Source organism: Duganella fentianensis, assembly GCF_009857835.1.
GTDB classification, from domain to species: domain Bacteria; phylum Pseudomonadota; class Gammaproteobacteria; order Burkholderiales; family Burkholderiaceae_D; genus Rugamonas; species Rugamonas fentianensis.
Genome location: NZ_WWCL01000001.1, coordinates 481,432 through 503,193 on the forward strand (window position 1 = coordinate 481,432; position 21,762 = coordinate 503,193).

23 protein-coding genes are annotated in these 21,762 nt (G+C 62.2%); 14 read left to right on the plus strand and 9 right to left on the minus strand.

Features of this window, described 5'->3' with window-relative positions; all coding sequences use genetic code 11:
- Positions 1 to 30 precede the first annotated feature (30 nt).
- Together GTP23_RS02210 and GTP23_RS02215 are read left to right on the plus strand one after the other, a co-directional pair.
- Positions 31 to 1,617, plus strand: coding sequence for a sensor histidine kinase (locus GTP23_RS02210; protein WP_161033664.1), 1,587 nt, complete (start codon positions 31 to 33; stop codon positions 1,615 to 1,617).
- Between the two features lie 11 nt (positions 1,618 to 1,628).
- Positions 1,629 to 2,030: a DUF3224 domain-containing protein gene (locus tag GTP23_RS02215; RefSeq protein ID WP_161033665.1), complete on the plus strand. Its 402-nt coding sequence runs from the start codon at positions 1,629 to 1,631 to the stop codon at positions 2,028 to 2,030.
- 80 nt (positions 2,031 to 2,110) lie between these two features.
- On the opposite strand, the gene GTP23_RS02220 is transcribed toward GTP23_RS02215, so the two are convergent.
- Positions 2,111 to 2,455, minus strand: a complete 345-nt coding sequence (locus GTP23_RS02220; RefSeq protein WP_371866788.1) for a PEP-CTERM sorting domain-containing protein — start codon at positions 2,453 to 2,455, stop codon at positions 2,111 to 2,113.
- Positions 2,456 to 2,798: 343 nt separating this feature from the next.
- Between GTP23_RS02220 and GTP23_RS02225 the strand changes: the two genes are divergently transcribed.
- From GTP23_RS02225 to GTP23_RS02240, 4 genes are all read left to right on the plus strand, one after another.
- A complete protein-coding gene (locus GTP23_RS02225; protein ID WP_371866789.1) occupies positions 2,799 to 3,557 on the plus strand; it encodes a ChaN family lipoprotein in 759 nt (252 codons plus the stop codon).
- A gap of 2 nt (positions 3,558 to 3,559) precedes the next feature.
- The gene (locus GTP23_RS02230) at positions 3,560 to 3,880 is read left to right on the plus strand and encodes a thioredoxin family protein (protein WP_161033667.1); all 321 of its coding nucleotides are present in this window, start codon (positions 3,560 to 3,562) and stop codon (positions 3,878 to 3,880) included.
- Positions 3,881 to 3,962: 82 nt separating this feature from the next.
- Complete coding sequence (locus GTP23_RS02235) at positions 3,963 to 5,246, plus strand: MFS transporter (RefSeq protein ID WP_161033668.1); 1,284 nt, start codon at positions 3,963 to 3,965, stop codon at positions 5,244 to 5,246.
- A gap of 176 nt (positions 5,247 to 5,422) precedes the next feature.
- A complete protein-coding gene (locus GTP23_RS02240; RefSeq protein WP_161033669.1) occupies positions 5,423 to 6,811 on the plus strand; it encodes an MFS transporter in 1,389 nt (462 codons plus the stop codon).
- A 111-nt stretch (positions 6,812 to 6,922) separates the two neighbouring features.
- Here the strand turns inward: GTP23_RS02240 and GTP23_RS02245 are convergent, their stop codons facing one another.
- The 5 genes from GTP23_RS02245 to GTP23_RS02265 form a co-directional block, all read right to left on the minus strand.
- A complete protein-coding gene (locus GTP23_RS02245; protein ID WP_161033670.1) occupies positions 6,923 to 7,834 on the minus strand; it encodes a dihydrodipicolinate synthase family protein in 912 nt (303 codons plus the stop codon).
- 63 nt (positions 7,835 to 7,897) lie between these two features.
- Positions 7,898 to 9,193 (minus strand): NAD(P)/FAD-dependent oxidoreductase, encoded by a 1,296-nt coding sequence (locus tag GTP23_RS02250; protein ID WP_161033671.1) that lies wholly within the window; start codon positions 9,191 to 9,193, stop codon positions 7,898 to 7,900.
- Positions 9,190 to 9,444, minus strand: coding sequence for a (2Fe-2S)-binding protein (locus tag GTP23_RS02255; protein ID WP_202411893.1), 255 nt, complete (start codon positions 9,442 to 9,444; stop codon positions 9,190 to 9,192). The genes GTP23_RS02250 and GTP23_RS02255 overlap by 4 nt, the downstream gene beginning before the upstream one ends.
- Positions 9,437 to 10,549: an NAD(P)/FAD-dependent oxidoreductase gene (locus GTP23_RS02260; RefSeq protein WP_161033672.1), complete on the minus strand. Its 1,113-nt coding sequence runs from the start codon at positions 10,547 to 10,549 to the stop codon at positions 9,437 to 9,439. Before GTP23_RS02260 ends, GTP23_RS02255 begins: the two co-directional genes overlap by 8 nt.
- Positions 10,546 to 11,478, minus strand: coding sequence for a 4-hydroxyproline epimerase (locus GTP23_RS02265; RefSeq protein ID WP_161033673.1), 933 nt, complete (start codon positions 11,476 to 11,478; stop codon positions 10,546 to 10,548). The genes GTP23_RS02260 and GTP23_RS02265 overlap by 4 nt, the downstream gene beginning before the upstream one ends.
- Positions 11,479 to 11,601: 123 nt before the next feature.
- Between GTP23_RS02265 and GTP23_RS02270 the strand changes: the two genes are divergently transcribed.
- A complete protein-coding gene (locus GTP23_RS02270; RefSeq protein ID WP_308494783.1) occupies positions 11,602 to 12,360 on the plus strand; it encodes a helix-turn-helix domain-containing protein in 759 nt (252 codons plus the stop codon).
- Between the two features lie 119 nt (positions 12,361 to 12,479).
- Positions 12,480 to 13,490 (plus strand): AraC family transcriptional regulator, encoded by a 1,011-nt coding sequence (locus GTP23_RS22940; RefSeq protein WP_267874479.1) that lies wholly within the window; start codon positions 12,480 to 12,482, stop codon positions 13,488 to 13,490.
- Positions 13,491 to 13,506: 16 nt separating this feature from the next.
- Here the strand turns inward: GTP23_RS22940 and GTP23_RS02280 are convergent, their stop codons facing one another.
- Both GTP23_RS02280 and GTP23_RS02285 read right to left on the minus strand, forming a co-directional pair.
- Positions 13,507 to 14,457, minus strand: coding sequence for a M14 family zinc carboxypeptidase (locus GTP23_RS02280; protein WP_161033675.1), 951 nt, complete (start codon positions 14,455 to 14,457; stop codon positions 13,507 to 13,509).
- Positions 14,458 to 14,576: 119 nt separating this feature from the next.
- Entirely contained in the window at positions 14,577 to 15,536 is a 960-nt protein-coding gene (locus tag GTP23_RS02285; RefSeq protein WP_161033676.1) for a GlxA family transcriptional regulator, read from the minus strand.
- A 95-nt stretch (positions 15,537 to 15,631) separates the two neighbouring features.
- On the opposite strand from GTP23_RS02285, the gene GTP23_RS02290 reads away from it, so the two are divergent.
- Positions 15,632 to 16,189, plus strand: a complete 558-nt coding sequence (locus GTP23_RS02290; protein WP_155432937.1) for a thioesterase family protein — start codon at positions 15,632 to 15,634, stop codon at positions 16,187 to 16,189.
- 4 nt (positions 16,190 to 16,193) lie between these two features.
- Here the strand turns inward: GTP23_RS02290 and GTP23_RS02295 are convergent, their stop codons facing one another.
- Entirely contained in the window at positions 16,194 to 16,859 is a 666-nt protein-coding gene (locus GTP23_RS02295) for a response regulator (protein ID WP_161033677.1), read from the minus strand.
- Positions 16,860 to 17,103: 244 nt separating this feature from the next.
- Here GTP23_RS02295 and GTP23_RS02300 point away from each other — a divergent pair, with 244 nt between their 5' ends.
- From GTP23_RS02300 to GTP23_RS02320, 5 genes are all read left to right on the plus strand, one after another.
- The gene (locus GTP23_RS02300; RefSeq protein WP_161033678.1) at positions 17,104 to 17,895 is read left to right on the plus strand and encodes a hypothetical protein; all 792 of its coding nucleotides are present in this window, start codon (positions 17,104 to 17,106) and stop codon (positions 17,893 to 17,895) included.
- A 190-nt stretch (positions 17,896 to 18,085) separates the two neighbouring features.
- Positions 18,086 to 19,051, plus strand: coding sequence for an alpha/beta fold hydrolase (locus tag GTP23_RS02305; protein ID WP_202411894.1), 966 nt, complete (start codon positions 18,086 to 18,088; stop codon positions 19,049 to 19,051).
- Between the two features lie 10 nt (positions 19,052 to 19,061).
- A complete protein-coding gene (locus GTP23_RS02310; protein ID WP_202411895.1) occupies positions 19,062 to 19,487 on the plus strand; it encodes a DoxX family protein in 426 nt (141 codons plus the stop codon).
- Positions 19,488 to 19,514: 27 nt separating this feature from the next.
- A complete protein-coding gene (locus tag GTP23_RS02315; RefSeq protein WP_371866853.1) occupies positions 19,515 to 20,951 on the plus strand; it encodes a catalase in 1,437 nt (478 codons plus the stop codon).
- Between the two features lie 78 nt (positions 20,952 to 21,029).
- Positions 21,030 to 21,683, plus strand: a complete 654-nt coding sequence (locus GTP23_RS02320; RefSeq protein WP_161033680.1) for a hydrolase — start codon at positions 21,030 to 21,032, stop codon at positions 21,681 to 21,683.
- Positions 21,684 to 21,762: the final 79 nt, after the last annotated feature.

Genomic DNA, 21,762 nt, shown 5'->3' on the forward strand with positions numbered 1-21,762 from the left:
GTAATTCCTACTTGTATGCGAGGCTGGTCAATGTTTGGTATTCAAGGCCGTTTGACACTGCTATTTGTGGTCATCGTGACCCTGGTACTAGGCATTTCAGGTACCTACGCCCAGTATAGTCTGGGGCATGAACTGGAGGTGGCCAATCAGCGTCTGCGCGAAGGGGTGCTGACGCGACTGCAGACCAGCCTGCCTTCCGCCCTGTGGGACCTGGATAAAGCCAAGGTCGATAATATCGTGGCGGCGGAAATGCTGCCGCCGGAACTGGTATCTATCCGCGTCTACGATACTTCGGTAGGCCTGTTCTCGGGCAAGCTGCGTAACGAAAACGGTTCGGTCAGTGCCATCGAGAATGACCTGAATGTGGGCGGCACGCCCGTGGTGGCCGATCTGGCCTACCGCGATTCCGGCGCGGCCGGGGCTTCCCTCAAGCCGGTGATCGTGGGCCGGGTGGTGGTCAATTTCAGCCGCGCCCAGATCGATGCGACACTGGCTGCGGAAGTGCGGCGCAAAGTCACGGAAGTGCTGCTGCTCGATCTGATTCTGGTGGCGGCACTGGCGCTGTCGCTGCGCATCGTGTTCGATCCCCTCAAGCGCCTGCGCGATGGTCTGTTTGATCTGGCCACGCGCGGTAGCGACGAAGTGGAAGAGTTGCCGGAAAACCGGCAGGACGAGCTGGGCGAAGTGATCCGCGGCTTCAACGCCATCCAGCGCAAGATCAAATCGAATATCCAGCGCATCCGCGAAGCGGAAGACGAAGCGCGCAAATCGGCCCAGACCACCACCAAGGCACTCGATGATCTGCGCCGTACCCAGGAATCGCTGCTGCAGGCCGAGCGGCTGGCATCGCTGGGCGGTCTGGTGGCGGGCGTGGCCCATGAAATCAATACGCCGGTGGGCATCGCCCTGACCAGTGCCTCGGTGCTGCTGGAGGCAACGGAAAAAGTCCATCATGCCGTCGATGGCGGCAACGTCAAGAAGTCCGACATCATGCGCTATCTGGAAACGGCGTCGGAAAGCACGCGCCTGATCATGAACAATGCCTACCGCGCTGCACACCTGATCCACAGCTTCAAACAGATCGCGGTCGATCAGGTCAGCGAAGCGCGGCGCCGCTTCGAGCTGCGCGATTACATCAACGAGGTTGTCTCCAGCCTGCAGCCCAAGCTGAAGAAAACCCGTATCGCCGTCAGCATCAGCTGTCCGCCTGATGTGATGCTCGATAGCTACCCCGGCGCGCTGGCGCAGGTGATTACCAATCTGACGCTGAACTGCCTGGAGCATGCTTTCAATCCCGAGGACGAAGGGCAGATCCGCATCAGCGTGGTACAGCAGGCCGACTGGATAGAAATGCAGGTGGCCGATGACGGCAAAGGCATCGCGCCGGAAATGCTGGATAAAGTGTTTGATCCATTTGTCACCACCCGGCGCGGTCAGGGCGGAACGGGGCTGGGTCTGAATATCGTTTTCAACCTGATCGTCAAACAGTTCTGCGGCACCATATCGGTGGCCAGCAAGCTGGGCGAGGGCGCCTGTTTCACGCTGCGTATTCCCTGTGTTACTCCAACGGAAGAGCAGCACCATGCTTTACCAACTGAACAACAGCAGCACGACTAGAGTGAGCCATCATGCCTAAAGTGAGTGGAGAATTCAGCGTCAGAATCACGCCGGAAAGCATGTCCAGCGTGGCCAATGAGAGCAGTATCAACCGGATGTCGCTCGACAAGCAGTACACGGGGGCGCTTTCGGCCAGTGGCCGTGGCGAGATGCTGGCATTTATGAACCGCGATATCGGTTCGGGCGCCTATGTGGCGATGGAGCGGGTGCAGGGCACGCTGGATGGCTTGCACGGCAGTTTTCTGCTGCATCACTGTGGCACCATGCAGCGTGGCACCTCAGGCCTGACCGTAGCGGTGGTGCATGATTCGGGACAGGATGAACTGGCTGGCCTGAGCGGCACGCTGCAGATCCGCATCGAAGAGGGCAAGCATTACTACGATTTCGATTACCAGCTCCATCCCGCTACGTGATCGTCGCGGTAGCAGCGCACCTACTGCAGGCAAAAAAAATCCCGCTATCTGCGGGATTTTTTTTCTGGCCCAGCGGCTGGCTAGTCGGTGAATTTTTCCGAGGCGCTGCCACGGCGCGAGGCAAAACCGAGAACAACCAGACCCAGCATCAGCATGACAAAAGTCTGCGGCTCGGGAATCTGGGCAACCGGCTCTACTTCCTGCGCCCGTTTCGGGTCGTTGGCAGGCAGGGCTTCCGGCTCGCTATTTTTACCAGCAGTATTATTACCATCATTATCCAGACCGCATGGTTGGGCCGCGTGCTGGTCGCAATGCGCTAGAACAATTGTTGCAGGTGCAATATTGGCTTTTTCAGCCTGCGCCTGAGCACCGCCAGCGAGGCTGAGCATGACGAACGCGCAATTGAGCAAAGTCGAAATTTTCACTATGTACTCCTGTAAGGCATACTGGACAAGGTGTTAAGGCAGACCTAACGCAAAATCGCTAGAGTTTTTCTTTGCGACGGAGCATGCGCTGTCCAATGAATAGCATTAAACCACAATTCGTAACAAATTGCCATCTGTGTTTTATTTTAGACAAGCAAATAATGCAACGCAACACGAAATATATTAATTGACGCCTGTGGCGCAGGTCTGCGCCAATATGCAAGCAATAATTGAATTTGATCGGAGACAGCTTTAGATGATTTCTTTATTTGGACGGCGGGTCGGCTTGATTTTGCTCATGGCCGCATTTCTTGCGGGCTGTAGCACGGCGGGCAGTCCTGTAGTGAACAAAACTGCGCCAGATGTTGTTGCGGCGCAAGTCTGGCTGCTAGGAGAAGTACACGATAATCCGGCTGGCCAGCGCCAGCGCCATGCCTTGCTGCGCCAGCGGGTGGAAGCGGGCTGGCGGCCGGTGCTGGTGCTGGAACAGTTCGACCGCGAGAATCAGGATCTGCTCGATAAGGCGCAGAAATCCTGCCTCGACGCCCAGTGCCTGATCCGCGTCGCCGGTGGCGGGCGCTGGGACTGGCAGCAGTATTATCCGCTGCTACAGCTGGCGCTGGATTACCACCTGCCGCTGGTCGCCGGCAATCTGTCGCGTGCCGATGCTTCGCGCGTGGTGCGCGACGGCATGCGTGCCGTGTTCGATGCCCAGAGCATGGGCGACTACCAGCTGGAGCAGGCGTTACCGGCCCGGCTGCGCGCGGCACAGGCGGCCGAAATCGCCAGCAGCCATTGCAATATGGTGCCGGAAATGATGGTCGATGGTATGGTCAACGCGCAGGTAGCGCGCGATATCTGGATGGCCAGACTGATACGCGAGCAGCGCCCGCGCGATGTGGTGCTGATCGCCGGCAATGGCCACGTGCGCAAGGATATCGGTGTGCCGTACTGGCTGGCTCTGCTGCAACCACCGCTGAGCCTGCATAGTGTGGGCTATGCGGAAGCGCCCGTAGCAGCGGGGCAGTATGATACGGTGGTGCAGGTGGCTGCACCTGTGCGGCCCGATCCCTGTGCCAGCCTGAAACAGCGAGCAAATTAAGCATGGAAACTGTGTACACCCCCGCTGCACCCGAGCGCAGCAGCATCGATGCACTGGCTGGCGCTGCCGTACTGGAATTCGGCACCAACTGGTGCGGCCACTGCATGGCCACCCAGGCGCCGCTGGCGCAGGCCATGGCGGCCCACCCGCAACTACGCCATTACAAGATCGAAGATGGTCCGGGCCGCGCTCTGGGGCGCTCCTATCGCGTGAAACTGTGGCCGACGCTGGTCTTCCTGCGCGATGGCGTGGAAGTGACGCGGCTGGTGCGGCCTTTGCAGGCAGACGATATCGCTGTGGCTTTGGCGCAAATTGTTGACTAGTCGACAGCCTTAACTTCTTGGCAGCATCTGCCAGGCCTGTGTATGATCGTGGCCACTTTTCCTTTTGCAGGAGTTGCCCCGCATGTCACAGCCACACCCGAGCACGACCCCGCGTAACTCGCCCGCCACGGTGCTGTTTGCCAGCCTGATAGGCACCACCATCGAGTTCTTCGACTTCTACATTTACGCCACGGCGGCCGTGCTGGTGTTCCCCAAGCTGTTCTTCCCTGCCGGTGATGCGGCGGCGGCCATGCTGCAATCGCTGGCCACGTTTGCCATCGCCTTCTTTGCCCGTCCTGTCGGCTCCGCCCTATTCGGCCATTTTGGCGACCGCATAGGCCGCAAGGCCACGCTGGTGGCGGCACTGCTGACCATGGGTCTGTCCACCGTGCTGATCGGCGCCTTGCCCACCTATGCCAGCATAGGCACGTGGGCGCCGGCGCTGCTGGCGCTGTGCCGCTTCGGCCAGGGCCTGGGTCTGGGCGGCGAGTGGGGCGGGGCCGTGCTGCTGGCGACGGAAAATGCACCGGCCGGCAAACGCGCCTGGTATGGCATGTTCCCCCAGCTGGGCGCACCGATAGGCTTCTTCATGTCGGGCAGCATTTTCCTGCTGCTGAGCCAGACGCTTAGCGACGCCGATTTCTTCAGCTATGGCTGGCGCATTCCCTTCCTCGCCAGCTCCTTGCTGGTGGTGGTGGGCCTGTACATCCGACTGAAAATCCATGAAACGCCGGACTTTCAGAAAGTTATCGAGCGTAATGAACGGGTGCAGGTGCCGGCCTTGACGGTGTGGCGCGAGCATCGCCGCGTGCTGCTGCTGGGCACGCTGATCGCCATGGCCACCTTTGTGCTGTTCTACCTGATGACGGTGTTTGCTCTGAGCTGGGGCACCACGGCGCTGAAATTCAGCCGCAAGGACTTCCTGATCCAGCAACTGTTTGCCGTGCTGTTCTTCGGCCTCACCATCCCTATCTCGGCCCTGTGGGCGGACCGCCATGGCCGCCGCATCACCCTGATCGCCGTATCGGCTGCCATTGCCGTGTTCGGCCTGAGCATGGCGCCGCTGTTTGGCTCCGGCAATAGCCTGCTGGTCAGCGTCTTCCTGTCGCTGGGGCTGGGCCTGATGGGCATGACTTACGGCCCGCTGGGCACGATCTTGTCGGAACTGTTCCCGCCCGCCGTGCGCTACACGGGCGCTTCGCTGACCTTCAATCTGGCTGGCATACTGGGAGCTTCGCTGGCGCCGTATGCGGCGACATGGCTGGCCACCAACTACGGCCTGCAGTACGTGGGCTACTATCTGTCGGCTGCGGCGCTGATCAGTCTGGTGGCGCTGCTGCTGGTCAAACGCGAGACCACTCACTAAGTTGTCGTATGACTTGCTAGCTTGCCCGTAGCGGCAAGCTACTGATTTTTCAGGATAGATAGAAAAATTACGGTTTTACTTGCCTCGCCAGTTTTATGGTTGTACGATGACATACAACCAGTGATCTCGTGGAGACCGAGAGATCATCACTAGAACATCCGATAAGAAGTGATGCCATGAACCTGAACGAGCCCGTGAACGTCGGTGCGGCCATCGGTAAATACCGCTGGACTATTTGCGCCCTGCTGTTTTTCGCTACCACCATCAACTATCTGGACCGGCAGGTGCTCAGCCTGCTGGCGCCCCAGCTGTCGCGTGAATTCGGCTGGAGCAATACCGATTACGCCAACATCACGGCGGCCTTCCAGTTCGTGTATGCGCTGTCCATGCTGTTCGCGGGACGGGTGGTGGACCGCATCGGCACCCGTGCTGCCTATGTGGTAGCGATCTGCATCTGGTCGCTGGGTGCGCTCATGCACGCTTTCTCCGTTCCCATGGGCGAGGGCGTGGGCGTGCTGCTGGGGGCGGCCGGCATCGTGGTGGCGCCATCGATACTCGGCTTCATGCTGTCGCGTGCCGTGCTGGCCATAGGCGAAGCCGGCAACTTCCCTGCTGCCATCAAGGCCACGGCCGAATACTTTCCCAAGAGCGAACGTTCGCTGGCCACCGGCATCTTCAATTCCGGCGCCAATGTGGGCGCCATCCTCGCCCCCATCACGGTACCGCTGATCGCCAGCATCTGGGGCTGGCAGAGCGCCTTCATCATGATAGGCATGGTGGGCTTCATCTGGATGAGCGTGTGGCTGACGCTATACGATACGCCGGAACGCCAGCCACGCCTGTCGGCGCAGGAGCTGGCGTACATCCGGCGCGATCAGATTGCGGCACCGGCGGCGGCAACTTCTGCCGCGCCGGCCACCAAAGTCTCGTGGCTGCAGTTGCTCAAATACCGCCAGACCTGGGCCTTCGCCTTCGGCAAATTCATGACGGATGGCGTGTGGTGGTTCTTCCTGTTCTGGCTGCCCACCTATCTGTCGGCCCAGTACGGCATGAAGGGCGATGCCATCGTGGTGCCACTGGCCGTGTTGTACAGCATGACCATGATAGGTTCCATAGGCGGCGGCTGGTTCCCCAGCTATTTCATGGCACGCGGCTATGCACCGTATGATGGCCGCATGCGTGCCATGCTGGTGATCGCCTTCTTCCCGCTGGTGGTGCTGCTGGCCCAGCCGCTGGGCAGTGTCAGCTACTGGGTGCCGGTGCTGCTGATCGGCGTGGGCGCTTCGGCCCATCAGGCATGGTCGGCAAATATCTTCACTACCGTATCCGACATGTTCCCGCAGAAGTCGGTCGCCTCCGTGATCGGCCTGGGCGGCATGGCAGGTGGCATAGGCGGCGTGCTGCTGACCAAGCTCGGTGGCTGGGTGTTCGACTACTACAAGGCGCGCAACGATATCGGCACCGGCTACATGATACTGTTCACCATCTGTGCGCTGGCCTATCTGGTGGCCTGGTGCGTGATGAAAACGCTGGTGCCACGGCATAAGGAAATCACCGATCTGTAAGCGCTTTCAGTTAGCGGATGCAGACATGAAAACGCCAGACCAGCCGTCGTTGCGGCGGGTCTGGCGTTTTGCCTTGAAGCGCGCCGTTGTACAGCGCGCCAGTGCCCGGGTTTAGAAGAACTTGCTGACGTCAGGACGGGTAGCCAGTGCCTGCTGCACGATGGCGGTAACGCGGGCGCGGTCGGCGCCTTGCAGCGGCTGGCGCGGACGGCGTACGTTTTCATTGCCTACACCGGCCAGCGTTTCGACCAGCTTCAGGTTCTGTACCAGCTTGGTGGAAACGTCGAGGTGCATCAGCGGCATGAACCACTGGTACAGCTTCAGAGCCTCGTCGAAGCGCTTGGCCTTCATCAGTTTGTACAGAGCCACCGTCTCTTTCGGGAAGGCCACCACCAGACCGGCCAGCAGGCCGTCGGCACCAACGGCCAGACCTTCGAAGGACAGATCGTCCACGCCCATGAACAGCTGATAGCGCTCGCCCACCGCATTACGTAGGTCGGTAATACGGCGCACGTTGTCGGTCGATTCCTTGATCGCCACGATCCATTCGCAATCGGCCAGTTCCTTGAAGTCTTCCGGCGTCAGGTCGACTTTGTAGGACACGGGATTGTTGTACACCATGATAGGCAGCTGGGCTGCTTTGGCGATGGTGCGCAGGTTGTCCATGGCTTCGCGCGAGTCGGCTGCGTACAGCACGGATGGCATCACCATCAGGCCCTGCACGCCCAGATCGCGCGCCTGCTCGACGAAGCGGCAAGCAGTGGCGGTACGGGTTTCGCTGACGTTGACCAGCACCGGCACGCGGCCAGCGGCCACGTTGAGCGCCGTCTTGGTGACTGCCAGCTTTTCATCGAACGACAGGGTGCTGGCCTCGCCCAGCGAGCCGCAGGTCAGCAGCGCATCGACACCGCTATCGATCTGGAAAGCAAAGTGCTTTTCCATCGCGGCGTGGTCGAGATCTTCGTTCTCCTTGAATTTGGTGGTCACTGCAGGGAAGACCCCTTGCCATTTTGCTGCTGCCATAATGCTCTCCTTGTGATGGTTCGGTTGGGCGTACGCTTACTGGTTTACTTAATTGTCCGGCGTCTATTCCGGGGCTGATTCGATCATGCTGGCTACGCGGGCCGGTACGATAGGGCTGCGCACGGCCGCTGGCCGCCAGCCGTACAGCAATTCGGTGGCGCCACCGCAGATACGGCCCTGACAGGGGCCCATGCCGCAGCGCGTATGCAGCTTGGCACTACGCCAGCTGCTATGGGTTTTCAGTTCGCCGTGGCAGACATCTTCGCAACGGCAGACGATGGTGTTGTCCTCGGCCAGCGCCAGTATTTCGGGACGCAGTGCGAAGGTGCGTTCCAGCCGGCTGGCGAATTTGCGCCAGCGGGTGCGCTGATGGAACAGTGTTGCCGTTTGCGCCACGGCGCCGCTGGCCGCAAGTCCCGCAATACGGCCTTCGACCAGCGCCAGATCCACACCGCCTATGCCCGTGCCTTCACCGGCGCAGTACACATTGCTGATGCGGGTCTGCTGCCAGCTATCGATGGTGACGGCGGTCTGGCCCTTGCGGCTATGGGTAGCGGCGCCCAGCGCCTGCGCCAGCTCCACATTCGGCAGCAAGCCGTAGCCGCAGGCGAGGTAGTCGCATTCGAGCGTGATGGTGCTGCTGCCCTTTTGTATGCGGACGGCGCGCAACTGCGGTGTGGCCGCAACGGCGGCGTTGCCAGATGTATCCAGCGCAGCGCGCACATAGCTATCGGACCAGTAAGGGATGCCGCGTAACTGGCGCGCCAGCTGCAGCGCCTGCGCCGCTTTGGACGGTGTCGCCAGCAGGCCGGCGCCAAAGCGGGCCAGTGCCGGCAAAGGCGCCTGCTCGACGATGGCGACGATCTGCGCACCGCGCGCGCGCAGCGTGGCCGCCACCGCCAGCAGCAATGGTCCGGTACCGGCCACCACTACGCGCTTGCCGGCGACCGGATAGCCGCCTTTGCTGAGCGCCTGCAGGCCGCCTGCTCCGGTCACGCCGGGCAGAGTCCAGCCGGGGAAGGGCAGCAGGCGTTCGCGCGCACCGGTGGCCAGTATCAGGCGCTGGTAGTGCACGGTCATGGCGCTGCTGGCTGTCTGTACCTGCAGCTGCTGCGCGGCCGGTGCGTACAGCACCCGCGTCTGGCTGAGGAATTCCACATTCGGCGCATCCTGCAGGGATAGCCACAGGGCGCGTGCCCGTGCATCGCTCTGGCTGGCGGGACCGCCGCGCCAGATCTGGCCACCGGCCTGCGGATTGTCGTCGATGATGCCGACCGTGCGCCCGCTGGCCGCAGCTGCCTGCGCTGCCGCCAGTCCGGCCGGACCGGCACCGATGACCAGAATATCGTAATGCTTCATCGCGCTACCTCGCAGCGTTCGATGCGCATGCCTTCCACACATGGCGTCTGGCAGGCCAGCTGGTGCGGCAGGCCGTTGATGGTGGTGCGGCATTCCTGGCATACGCCCATGCCGCACAGGGGCGCACGGGCGGTACCCGTGACCGAGTAGCGCGTCACGGTGCTGCCATGGATAGCCAGTGCGGCAGCCACACTAATGCCGGCTTCCACGCGTACAGCCTGCTGGTTGAGATAGATGGTGATGTCAGCCATGGAATCGTTCCGGCAAATAGGGGCTGGTGGCAATCGCGCTGCTGCCGCCACACATCTGGCTGGCCAGCAGCTGCGCCGTGGCCAGCGAGGTGGTAATGCCCAGCCCTTCGTGGCCTGTGGCCAGCCACAGGCCCTGGCGTGCAGGGTGGGGGCCGATCAGGGGCAGGCCGTCCGGCGTGGCGGCGCGCAGGCCGGTCCAGCAGCGCAGGATGTGGTGCTGTGCCAGTGCCGGAGTAAAGCTGACGGCATGGCGCAGCATGGCTTGTAGCATGGCGTTATCCACGGCCAGATCGGTGGTGCCGAACTGGCGCGACGAGCCGATCAGAATCTGGCCAGTGGGACGCGGTTGCAGATTGAAGGCGACCGAGCTGCCGCTGGCAGCGTGGGCGCTCTTGATGTAGCCCAGTTCTACCAGCTGGTGGCGGATAAAGCCCGGATAGCGGTCAGTAACGGCGATATGGCCTTTCTTGGGCTGCAGCGGCAGTTCCGGCAGCAGCAGGCTGCAGCGCGAGCCGGCCGCCAGCACAATGTGTTGGGCGCGCAGCGTGCGGCCATCGGCCAGCACCACGCCATGGTCTTCCAGTGCCGTCACGCTGCCGTATTCCAGCACGGCGCCGCGCGCCTGCGCTTTGCCCAGTAGCAGGCGGGCGCTCTTGGGGGCATATACCAGCCCGTCACCGCCTACCAGCAGGCCACCGGCCAGACCGGCGCGCAGCTGCGGTTCCGCCGCATACAGCTGGTTCGCATCGAGCATGTCGCAGGCGATGCCGTGGGCGCTGAGCACTTCGGCCTTGGCGCGGGCCGCCGCCATTTCTTCTTCGTCAGCCGCGACCCAGATGGTGCCGCACTGGCTGTATTCGTGCCGGGCTGCCTGATCCTGTCCGGCCGCCAGCTGGCGCCACAGCGTCAGCGAGTAGGACGACAGGGCCAGTTCGGCCGCATTATCGTCCATCACCACCAGATGGCCCATGCCGGCGGCGGTGGCACCGCTGCCCGGCACATCCTGTTCGATCACCGTGACCTGCAGCCCGCGCTCGCTGAGCGCGTCGGCACAGGCGGCGCCGATGATGCCGGCGCCGACGATGATGACGTCGGCCTGTCTCACTTGATGCCCCAGCCGAAAGGATCGCTAGGATCGATCAGCAGGCGCGCTTCCGCATTGACCCAGGCGCGGCCACGGATGCTGGGGATCAGCTTGCCGTCGCGGTAGTGGTAGCGGCCTTCGAATACGCTGCCGATTACACTTTCCTGTTTCCACAGTGCGCCTTCGGCCAGCTTGCCGTCTGCCGCCAGACAGGCCAGCTTGGCGCTGGTGCCCGTGCCGCAAGGAGAGCGGTCGTAAGCCTTGCCAGGGCACAGCACATAGCTCTGGCTATCGGCGCCTGTGCGCGATGGGGCGAACAGTTCGATGTGGTCGATCAGGCCGCCGTTATCGCCGCGGATGCCGGATTGTTCGAGCGCAGCGCTGATGGCCACCGAGAAGTCGGTCAGCGCATCGATGTTTTTCAGGCTGACTTCCATGCCGTGATCGGACACCAGGAAGAACCAGTTGCCACCCCAGGCGATATCGCCCGTGACAGGGCCGTAGTCCGGCACGTAGACGGTGACACCGGCCTGACTGCGGTAGGCGGCCACGTTATCGAGCGTCACGCTGCCGTCGGCATGCAGTTCCGCTTCCACCACGCCCACTGGCGTATCGATACGGTGGCGGCCCACGCCGATGCGGCCCATGTGGGCCAGCGAGGCGACCAGACCGATGGTGCCGTGACCGCACATGCCGAGGTAGCCCACGTTGTTGAAGAAAATGACGCCCGCAGCACAATCGGCGGCATGCGGCTGGCATAGCAGGGCGCCTACCAGCACATCCGAGCCGCGCGGCTCGCATACCACCGCAGTGCGGAAGGCATCATGCTCCTGCTTGAATCGTGCAAGCCGCTCGCTGAGCGGGCCGCTGCCCAGTTCCGGGCCGCCATCCACCACCAGACGGGTAGGTTCGCCGCCGGTGTGGGAATCAATGATGTTGATGGTTTTCATACCGCCATGTTAGGCCGAGCGGGGTGGTCTGTCTTGCATGGTCTGCGCATGATGGATGACGAAATCTGCACAATCGCGAAAAAGTCCGCGACATGCCGCAAACGCGCTGGCAGAATCGGAACTATGCATACATCCCACCATGACGAGGTGGCGCGGCGCGCTCTGGGCGCGGCCATCGCCGACCCTTTTTTCAGCGAAGCGCTGTTCGATGCGCTGCCCGATGTGGTGTTCTTCGTCAAAGATGAACAGTGCCGCTACGTGGTGGTGAACCAGACGCTGGCCCAGCGCTGCGGCCAGAAGCACAAGGCCGCCCTGATCGGACGCACGCCGGCCGAAGTGTTCGGCCATCCGTTCGGCCACTCCTATCTGGCACAGGATATGGCAGTGCTGGCCGGTGGCGCCGAACTCGATGAACAGCTCGAGTTGCACCTGTATCCCAACCGCGATCCCGGCTGGTGCCTGACGCGCAAGAAGGCGCTGCGCGATAGCCATGGCCGCATCGTCGGCCTGACCGGGGTATCGCGCGATCTGGCCATGGCCGACAAGAAGAATCCGGCCTACCGTAAAGTGGCGGCCGCCGTCAGCCTGATCCACGAGGAATACGGCCGCCCGCTGGCGCTGGCGGAGCTGGCCGCCACGGCACATATGTCGGTGGCGCAGATCGAACGCTACTTCCTGCGCATCTTCCATCTCACACCGCGCCAGATGATCATCCAGACCCGCGTCGATGCCGCCTCGCGCCTGCTCAAAGGCGATACCAGCGTGGCCGATATCGCCCAGGCCTGCGGCTATGGCGACCATTCGGCCTTCACGCGCCAGTTCAAAGCTACCACGGGCGTTACGCCCAGCCAGTACCGTCAGCTGGCCGTACGGGGTGGCTAATCTGCCACAAGCGCGCGTCAGGACAGCCTGCAGGGCGCCCGAACGTTGACAGCCATGGGTTAGATATTGACAATCGGAGACCGTGTTTTTTTCTTCACCCTGACCCGAATTCCGTCTTCATGCCTATGCCGTTCAACGACCCGCCCATGGCCAGCAGCTATCTGCGCCAGATTGCCGATCAGGTAGCCAGCATGGGCGGCGATGTGGATGCGTGGCTCGGACGTCAGGGCCTGCAGGCGGCCCAGCTGGAAGATGCCAGCTTCCAGCTCTCTTTCCCCGTATTCCGTCTGCTGCTGCTCGATGCGCTGGAGCTGACGCGCGAACCGTCGCTAGGACTGCTGATCGGCGAACGCATGCGCGCCCATACCCACGGCATACTCGGTTATGCCGCCATCAATAGCGGCACGCTGCGTCAGGCGCTTGATGTGACGCGGCGCTACTTCCGCCTGCGCACCACCATGCTCGATACGGCCATCGATCTGCAGGGCGACTATCTGCGTCTGCAACTGGTGGAATGCCTGCCGCTGGGCGATATTGCCCGCCCTGTGCTGGAAGCCGTGCTACTGGCGATCAAGAACATCCTCGACTTCATTGCGCGCGGCAGTGCGCCCTGCCAGCTGGTGTCCTTCCACTGCGCGGCGCCGGACGATATGGCGCTGGCGCGCGAACTGTTCCAGTGCGAGGTGCGCTATGGCCAAGACTGGACCGGCATGCTGCTGCCCGCTGCAGCGCTGGATATTCCCCTCAAGGTGGGTGATGCGGCCAGCTTCGAGCAGGCCTTGCAGATCTGCCAGCGCGAACTGGACAAACTGGTGACGCCGTATTCCACTGCCGCGCGGGTGCGTAAGCTGATGCTGGAACAGCGCACCGCCTTTCCCTCACTGGCGCTGACGGCGCGCATGCTGCACCTGACCCCGCGCACCCTGCACCGGCGCCTGCTGGCGGAACACAGCTCCTACCAGCAGATACTGGACGAAGTGCGGCACATGCTGGCACTGGAATACCTGCGCGGCGGCCAGACCAGCGTGCAGGAAATCAGCTATGCGCTGGGCTATACGGATATCGCCAATTTCAGGCGGGCATTCAAGCGCTGGGAAGGAGTGCCGCCCACGGCATGGCAGGCGGCCTAGGTAGGACGATGGCGGCTTAGTGCGCGTTAGGCCTGGCGCTGGCCATGGCGACCTGATTGCTGGACGGGATATTCTGTTCTATCCACTTCAGCATGTCCTGCCAGATGCGGCGCATTTCGGCCTGATCGGGCAGGCGGCCGGCGCTAGGCAGTTCTATGGTCAGCACCGGCACCTGATTGCCGCTGTAGGCACCGAGCGAACCCGGATACACGCCGATAGGCGCGAGGCGCAGCGCGCCAAAGCGCACGGGCGGATCGACCGGACCGTCGAAATCGAGCACGCCGAACGGCGCGTGCACGGAGATGATGAGCTGCGGCTTGAAGCGTTTGATTTCTTCGCTGAGCCAGCGGCTTTCCGGTTCCGACAGGGGGCTGGAGCCGGGGAAGCGGCGCGGGTCGCGCCCCGTCTTGCTGACCCAGTAGCGCTGCGCTTCCACATTCCAGCGCGGCGTAGGGAAGTTGCGGTTCAGGTCCACGCCGTTGGCGTTGACGCGGCGCGGCTTGGCCGCCAGCATGCCGTCCGGATTCAGTACCGGCACGATATTCCAGTGCAGCGGGCTGCTATCGGCTGGCGGCAGCCACTGCATCCACTGGAACACGGCCGAAGAAGCGCTCAGTTCATCGCCATGGATGCCGCCTATCAGCAGCACGCGCACGGAATCCTTCTTGCTGGTGGATGCCTGCTGGCGCGTGAGGATAGGGAAACCCTGACGCGAACGGGCGCCCGACTGCACCAGCTGGCTGTTCTGGCACATGGCCGGCGTGACGCTTTGCAGGCGCGCCGTCAGGCGTGCGCAGGGCGTGCGGGCATTCGCCGTATTGCTGGCTGCAGGAGCGTTGTTTTTATGTGCAGGTGCGTGGCCATGGGCTGCAGCATGGGCCGGAGCCGCCAGCGCTGCGGCGCTGAAAACGGAGCTGGTGCACGTTATGGAGAACGTCAGTAAGGCGAGAAAATTGAGTGGTCGCATCAGGTAGCTGGGGTGTGCCGGAGTAGTCCGCATCCGGCTCACATTATAGCTGAATTCCCCCGTTTCCTCGCCCGGGATTTGACTGCTGGTTACTTATCGCGCTTATTTATCGCACCCACTCAGACGGCCGGTGACTGGAACTTCTTGCGGTAGGACGCGGGCTGCATGCCGACACGCTGCTGGAACAGACGGCGGAAAGAATTGCTGTCTTCATAACCCACCTTGAAGGTGATGCTGTCCAGATTCATGCGGGTCGATTCCAGCAGGTGTTTGGCCCGCTCCAGCCGCAGCGTCTGCAGGTAGGCCAGCGGCGTGTACTGGGTGGCTTCCTTGAAGCGGCGCACGAAGTTACGCGGGCTGAAGCCGAAGCGCTGGGCCAGTTCGTCTATGGCCAGCGGCTGGTCGAAATGCTGTTCCAGCCAGTTCTGCACGCGCAGGATGTCGGCATCGCCATGGGCTTTGGGCATATTCCACATCACGTACACGGATTGCTCGGTGGGGGCGCTATCGATCAGCAGGTAGCGGCTGCATTTCTGCGCCAGTTCCAGCGAACCGTAACGGCGGATCAGGTGCAGCAGCAAATGGGCCGAGGCACCGGCGCCGCCACTGGTGATGACGCGGTTGTCTTCGCACAGCACGTCGCGCTCGGCCATGCGGATCTGCGGGTAGCGGCGGCGGAACAGGTCGGCCAGCGCCCAGTGGGTGGTGGCGCGCGCATCGTCGAGCAAGCCCGTTTCGGCCAGCATGAAAGCGCCCGTGCACAGCGAGGCCAGCACGGCGCCGCGGCTGTGCTGCTGGCGCAGCCAGTCCGTGTAGCGGCCAAAGCCGGGCAGGGCATCGCGCAGCGTGAACAGAAAACCGGGCACCAGCACCAGATCGGTATGGCTGATGGCGCCCAGCGCCAGATCGGCATGCAGGGTCTGGCCGCTCAGGGTGGCCACGGGGCCGCCGTCCAGCGAGGCCGTGTGGATTTCGAAGATGGGCTGGCCGGCAAACAGATTGGCTGCCTTGAGCAGTTCCAGCGCCGTGGTGGCGCTGGCGGCGGAGCATTGTTCGGACAGGAGCAGGGTCAGGTGCATGGCGGATTTCGCATGAAATAAGTCATTTCTGCACCTACTTTAGCAGAATCGCCTGACCTATAGTGGTGTCCATCGTCTACTTTGCTATCCCCATCATGAATCTCTGGTTCCGTCTGCTCAACATGCTGCTGCGCCGTCCGTGGCGCCAGTCGGTCGATCCGTTTTCCACCACCGTGGTGGGCATGCGGGTGTGGCCGTTCGATCTCGATCTGAATTTCCATGTGACTAACGGGCGCTATCTCACCATGGCCGATGTGGGCCGCATGGACTATGTGCTCAAGACGGGCGCCTTCCGTACGGCGCTGCGCCACAAGGCCGTGCCCATCGTCGGCGATGTGTGGGGCAAGTTCCGCCGCGAGCTGCGCCTGTTCGAGCGCTTCGAGATCCATACGCGCATGCTGGGCTGGGATGAAAAATGGCTGTTCGTCGAACACCGCTTCATGAGCAAGGGCCGGGTCGTGGGCGTGGTCATCATGCGCGGCGTGTTCCGTTCAGGCCGCGGTCCGCTGCCGCCTATCGAAATCGTGCGCGATCTCGGCGTGCCGGAACAGTCGCCGGCATTGCCGGAATGGCTGCAGCGCTGGTCCGACAGTTGTGACGGCCTGAGCGGCCATCTGCGCGGCGAAGAAGGCCGCGCCCTGCGCGCGGCCTAGCTGCCTAGCTGCGCGCGCCCAGCGCCGAGCAGTTCAGTTCAATGATGCCGCGCTGCAGGGCCAGCACGGCCGCATGGGTGCGGTCGTTGGCCATCAGCTTGGTCAGGATGTTCTTGACGTGGGCTTTGACGGTGTCTTCGGATATATCCAGATTGAGGGCGATGCGCTTGTTGGACTTGCCATCGGCCACCAGCTTGAGCACTTCCACTTCGCGCTTGCTCAGCGTATCGCCGCCGGCCGGCGCAATCATTTCCATGGCGATTTCAGGCGGGATGCAGCGCCGTCCGCTGTACACCTGGCGCACCGTATCGAGCATATCCTTGCGCAGCATGCTTTTCAGCAGATAGCCGGAAGCGCCCGCTTTCACGGCGCGCAAGGCGCGCACATCGCCCTCGTAAGTGGTGAGGATGATGATTTTCGCCTGCGGGAATTCCTTGCGGATGGCGATGGTGGCATCGATGCCGTTCAGATCCGGCATCTGGATGTCCATCAGCGTGATGTCGGGCTGCAGGCGGCGGAACACTTCCAGTGCTTCGCTACCGCTGGCGGCCGTGCCCACCAGGCGCATATCGGCCTGGCTTTCGATGACGCTGGCAATACCCTGCCGCATCAGTGGATGGTCATCCACGGAAAGTATGTTGATCACTGCGGTCGATTCGCAAGCTTCCATGATTCCAACTGCAAAAAGGACCTGGGTGCTAACACGCCACACGCGGGCGTCACTAGCATCCACAGTATTGATATAAATCACAACTATAGCACCGATTTAACAAACCGGTAGTCGGTTACAGGGCTGCGCTGTGGCTCTGATATTGCAGTGCAGGCAGGGGCGCCAAGTCAATTACCCGAAAGAGTCATTGTGGTCCGGCGCCAGAGGGGCGACAGTGCATTTTTCTGCCCGGAGCCTGGGTGCCATGTTGCTATCTCCTGACGTTGTTCTGGCCTTGCTGTACGCAGCGCAGGCGCAGGATCAGTATGCGCTGCTGAATGTGCTGGCCAGCAGTGTGCTCGTGTACGCGCTGTGCAGTGCAGCGATGCGGCGTGCGCGCCAGCTGGCGGGCGGCCCGCTACCGCTGCAGCTCAACCAGCACGACGCGCTGATTCAGGGCGGTCAGGGTTTGATGCTGAGCCTGTATGGGGCGGCGCTGCAACTACCCGCAGGCAGCCCGGGCCGTCGCGAGCTGGAGCAGGTGCTGGACGAGGGTGACCGCTGGCTGGCGCACAGCCGTCAGGCTGTGCAGCGGCAGCGCCAGAGCGATAGCCGGCTGGAGCAGCAGCTGCTCGAGCTGCCCGAGCGGGCCGGCTGGCCGGCGCAGGTGGCGTATAGCGTCAGCGTGCAGGGCGCAACGCGGGCCTTGCCTGTCAGCGTGCAGCAGGCCTGTCTGCAGGTGGTACAAGCCATGCTGGAAAGTGCTTTGCCGCAAGGCCGTCAGCTCGAAGTGGAACTGTGCTTTGGCTGGGACCTACTGCGCTTGCGTGTGCGCCATGATGGTAGCGCTACCACGATTAGCCACCCGCTCGATAGCGCCCGTCTGGCCGGCTTGCTGCCGCGCTCGCGGCACGCCGCGCTGCAAGTGTGGAGCGGCGCCAGCACGGGCGTGGAACTGTCGCTGCAGTTCGGGCTAGTCGCCAGCCCGGCAGCGCGGCCCGTGCATGTTGCCAGCCTGTGCTGGCATGCGCTGCGGCGCCGGCTCTATCCGTTCTAACACGCCCGCGGCGCCGCTCCCATTACCCGAAAGAGTAGGCCGCCACCCCCGCTTAATGGCGATGTGCAATGTTATCCATTTTCCTAAACTGCTGATTCACGTGGTCCAGTCTGTTGTGGTCTGGCCGCGCGGCGCTCCGTGCAATGTCTGTGCGCAGCGTAACCGTCAACCAGATCCGATAGGAGCAATCATGGATAGCGAAGAGCAGGTAGACCAGCAGCGCCGCACGGTCATGCTCGGTGGCGTGGCCGCCCTGGGCGCGCTCAACTTCCCCTTCGTCGCAACGGCAGCAACTGCCAATCAGGCACATCAATTTCACGGAGAGAAAAAAATGGCTTACTTCAAAACCAAAGACGGTACCGACATCTACTACAAAGACTGGGGCTCGGGCCAACCAGTAGTGTTCTGCCACGGCTGGCCGCTGAACTCGGACAGCTGGGAATCGCAGATGATCTTCCTCGCTGCGCAAGGCTATCGCTGCATCGCCCACGACCGCCGTGGCCACGGCCGTTCCAGCCAGCCATGGCAGGGTAACGATATGGACCACTATGCCGACGATCTGCACCAGCTGATCGAGCTGCTGGATCTGAAGAATGTGATCCTGTTCGGTTTTTCTACTGGCGGTGGTGAAGTGGCCCGCTACATCGGCCGCCATGGCAGCAAGCGTCTGGCCAAAGCCGGCCTGATTTCGGCCGTGCCGCCGCTGATGCTGAAAACCGACAGCAACCCGGGCGGCCTGCCGATGTCAGTCTTCGACGGCATCCGCGCCGGTTCGCTGGCCAATCGCGCCCAGCTGTATCTGGATATCGCCGGTGGTCCGTTCTACGGCTTCAACCGCCCCGGTGCCAAAGTCTCGCAAGGCCTGATCTATTCGTGGTGGGCACAGGGCATGCAGGCAGGCCACAAGAACACCTATGACTGCATCAAGGCTTTCTCGGAAACCGATTTCCGCGAAGACCTGAAGAAGTTCAACATCCCGACCCTGATCGTGCATGGTGACGATGACCAGATCGTGCCTATCGACGCTGCTGGCCGCGCTGCCGCTAAGCTGGTGAAGAACTCCAGGCTGATCGAGTACGCCGGCGCGCCCCATGGTCTGACTGACACCCACAAGGAACAGTTCAACAAGGACATGCTGGCCTTTATCAAGGCTTAAACCCACGTCCATGCAAAGACTGTATGCCATGTTCCCGGCCGGCAGGGCCGGGGCAGGATTGCTGATCCTGCGGGTAGTGGTGGCCCTGCAGCTAATGGCCGTCGGCGGCACTTGTGCCCGACCCGTGCTGGGCACGCTGATGAGCTGGCTGGCCCAGTTGATGGCCTTACTGCTGTGTATCGGCATCGCCACGCCCGTGCTGGCTTTGCTGTATGCGGCCGTGGCGAGCTACTGCCTGCTGGACCACTGGTCGGCGCCGCCGCCTGTGCTGGTGATGTATGGACTGATCATCGCCAACAGTGTGGCGCTGGCCTTGCTGGGCCCCGGTGCGTATTCGCTCGACGCGCAATTCTTCGGCCGCCGTCTGATCGTGGTGCGGGATGGCGAGTCTGGCACAGCGGCCAGCCCTGACGATCGCCCTGACGATGAAATCTGATAAGCGAGAATGATGATGACTAAATTGATCACTTCCCTGACCACAGCCGCCGGCGCACCGGTAGCCGATAACCAGAATACCCAGAGTGCCGGCCCGCGCGGCCCGCTGCTGCTGCAGGATGTGTGGCATCTGGAAAAAATGGCCCACTTCAACCGCGAAGTGATTCCCGAGCGGCGCATGCATGCCAAGGGTTCCGGCGCCTTCGGCACCTTCACGGTCACGCACGATATTTCGGCGTATAGCAAAGCCGCGCTGTTTGCCGAAGTGGGCAAGCAGACCGATATCTTCATGCGCTTCTCTACCGTGGCGGGCGAACGCGGTGCGGCCGATGCCGAGCGCGATATCCGCGGCTTCGCCGTCAAGTTCTACACGGAGCAGGGCAACTGGGATGTGGTGGGCAATAACACGCCCGTGTTCTTCATGCGCGACCCGCTCAAGTTCCCCGATCTGAACCATGCGGTGAAACGCGACCCGCGCAGCAATCTGCGCAGCGCCGACAACAACTGGGACTACTGGACCCTGATGCCGGAAGCGCTGCACCAGATTACCATCGTGATGAGCGAGCGCGGCATCCCTGCCAGCTACCGCCATATGCACGGTTTCGGCAGCCACACCTTCAGCCTGCTCAATGCCAGCAACCAGCGCTTCTGGGTCAAGTTCCACTTCATCTGCCAGCAGGGCATCATCAATCTGACCGATGCCGACGCCCAGCAGCTGATAGGGCAGGACCGCGAAAGCGCCCAGCGCGATCTGTACCACAGCATCGAGCATGGCGATTTCCCGCGCTGGGTGCTGAAGATACAGGTGATGCCGGAGCACGACGCGGCCAGCTACCACCTCAACCCTTTCGATCTGAGCAAAGTCTGGCCGCATAAGGACTATCCGCTGATCGAAGTGGGCGTGCTGGAACTGAACCGTAATCCCGATAACTATTTCGCCGATGTGGAGCAGTCGGCCTTCTCGCCCGCCAATGTGGTGCCCGGCATCGGTTTCTCGCCCGACCGCATGCTGCAATCGCGTTTGTTTGCCTATGGCGATGCGCAGCGCTACCGGCTCGGTGTGAACCACCACCAGATTCCCGTCAACGCACCCAAGTGCCCGTTCCACAGCTACCACCGCGACGGTGCGGGCCGGGTCGATGGCAACTATGGCAGCACGGTGGGCTACGAGCCCAATTCGCGCGGTGCATGGCAGCAGCAGCCCGAGTTTGTCGAGCCGCTGCTGGCGCTGCAGGGCGCAGCCGGCCACTGGGATCACCACATCGACGAAGACTATTACAGCCAGCCCGGCGCGCTATTCCGTCTGTTTAATGCGGAGCAGCGTCAGGCCCTGTTCGATAACACGGCCCGTTCGCTGCATGGCGTGGCGAGCGAGATCCAGCAACGCCATATCAGCCATTGCACGCTGGCTGATCCGGCCTACGGCGCCGGCGTTGCGGCGGCGCTGGCCGCCCTCGAACGCTAGGCCCTGGTACGCAGCAAGCCCAGTGTGAATAAGCAGCTTTTTATATTTGATTTACCCACCCCAACCAAGGAAAACATCATGCCTATCGCAAAAGCCGAAGCCGGCAAAGCCCTGCTGAACCCGACCAACCACACCCTGATCATGATCGATCATCAGCCACAGATGGCCTTCGCCACCAAGTCCATCGATCCGGTGGCGCTGCGTAACAACGCGGCCATGGTGGCCAAGGCCGCCAAGGAATTCAAGGTGGCGACCATCCTGACCACGGTGGCGGAAAAATCCTTCTCCGGCCCCATCTTCGAAGAAATCAAGAGCGTGTTCCCCGATGAGCACATCATCGACCGCACCACCATGAATACCTGGGAAGATGGCCGCATCGCCGAAGTGGTAAATGCCAAAGGCAAGGACCGTATCGTGCTGGCCGGTCTGTGGACCTCGGTGTGCATCGTCGGCCCGGCCATCTCGGCACTGGAACAGGGCTTCGAAGTGTATGTGATCGCCGATGCCTGCGGCGACGTGTCCGACGAAGCGCATGAACGCGCGATGGAACGCATGATCCAGATGGGCGCCCGTCCGATGACGTCGCTGCAGTATCTGCTGGAACTGCAGCGTGACTGGGCCCGTGGCGAGACCTACAACCAGACCGTGGCTACGGCCGTGACCCATGGCGGCGGCTATGGTCTGGGCCTGATCTATGCCAAGAGCATGTTCAACGCCAGCGAAGGCCATTAATCCCTGCTGCTAGTTAGTTCTTTAGCTTGTTAGACTGGAAGCGGCCAGCGTGTAGGCTGGCCGCTTCCACACCCCGAAT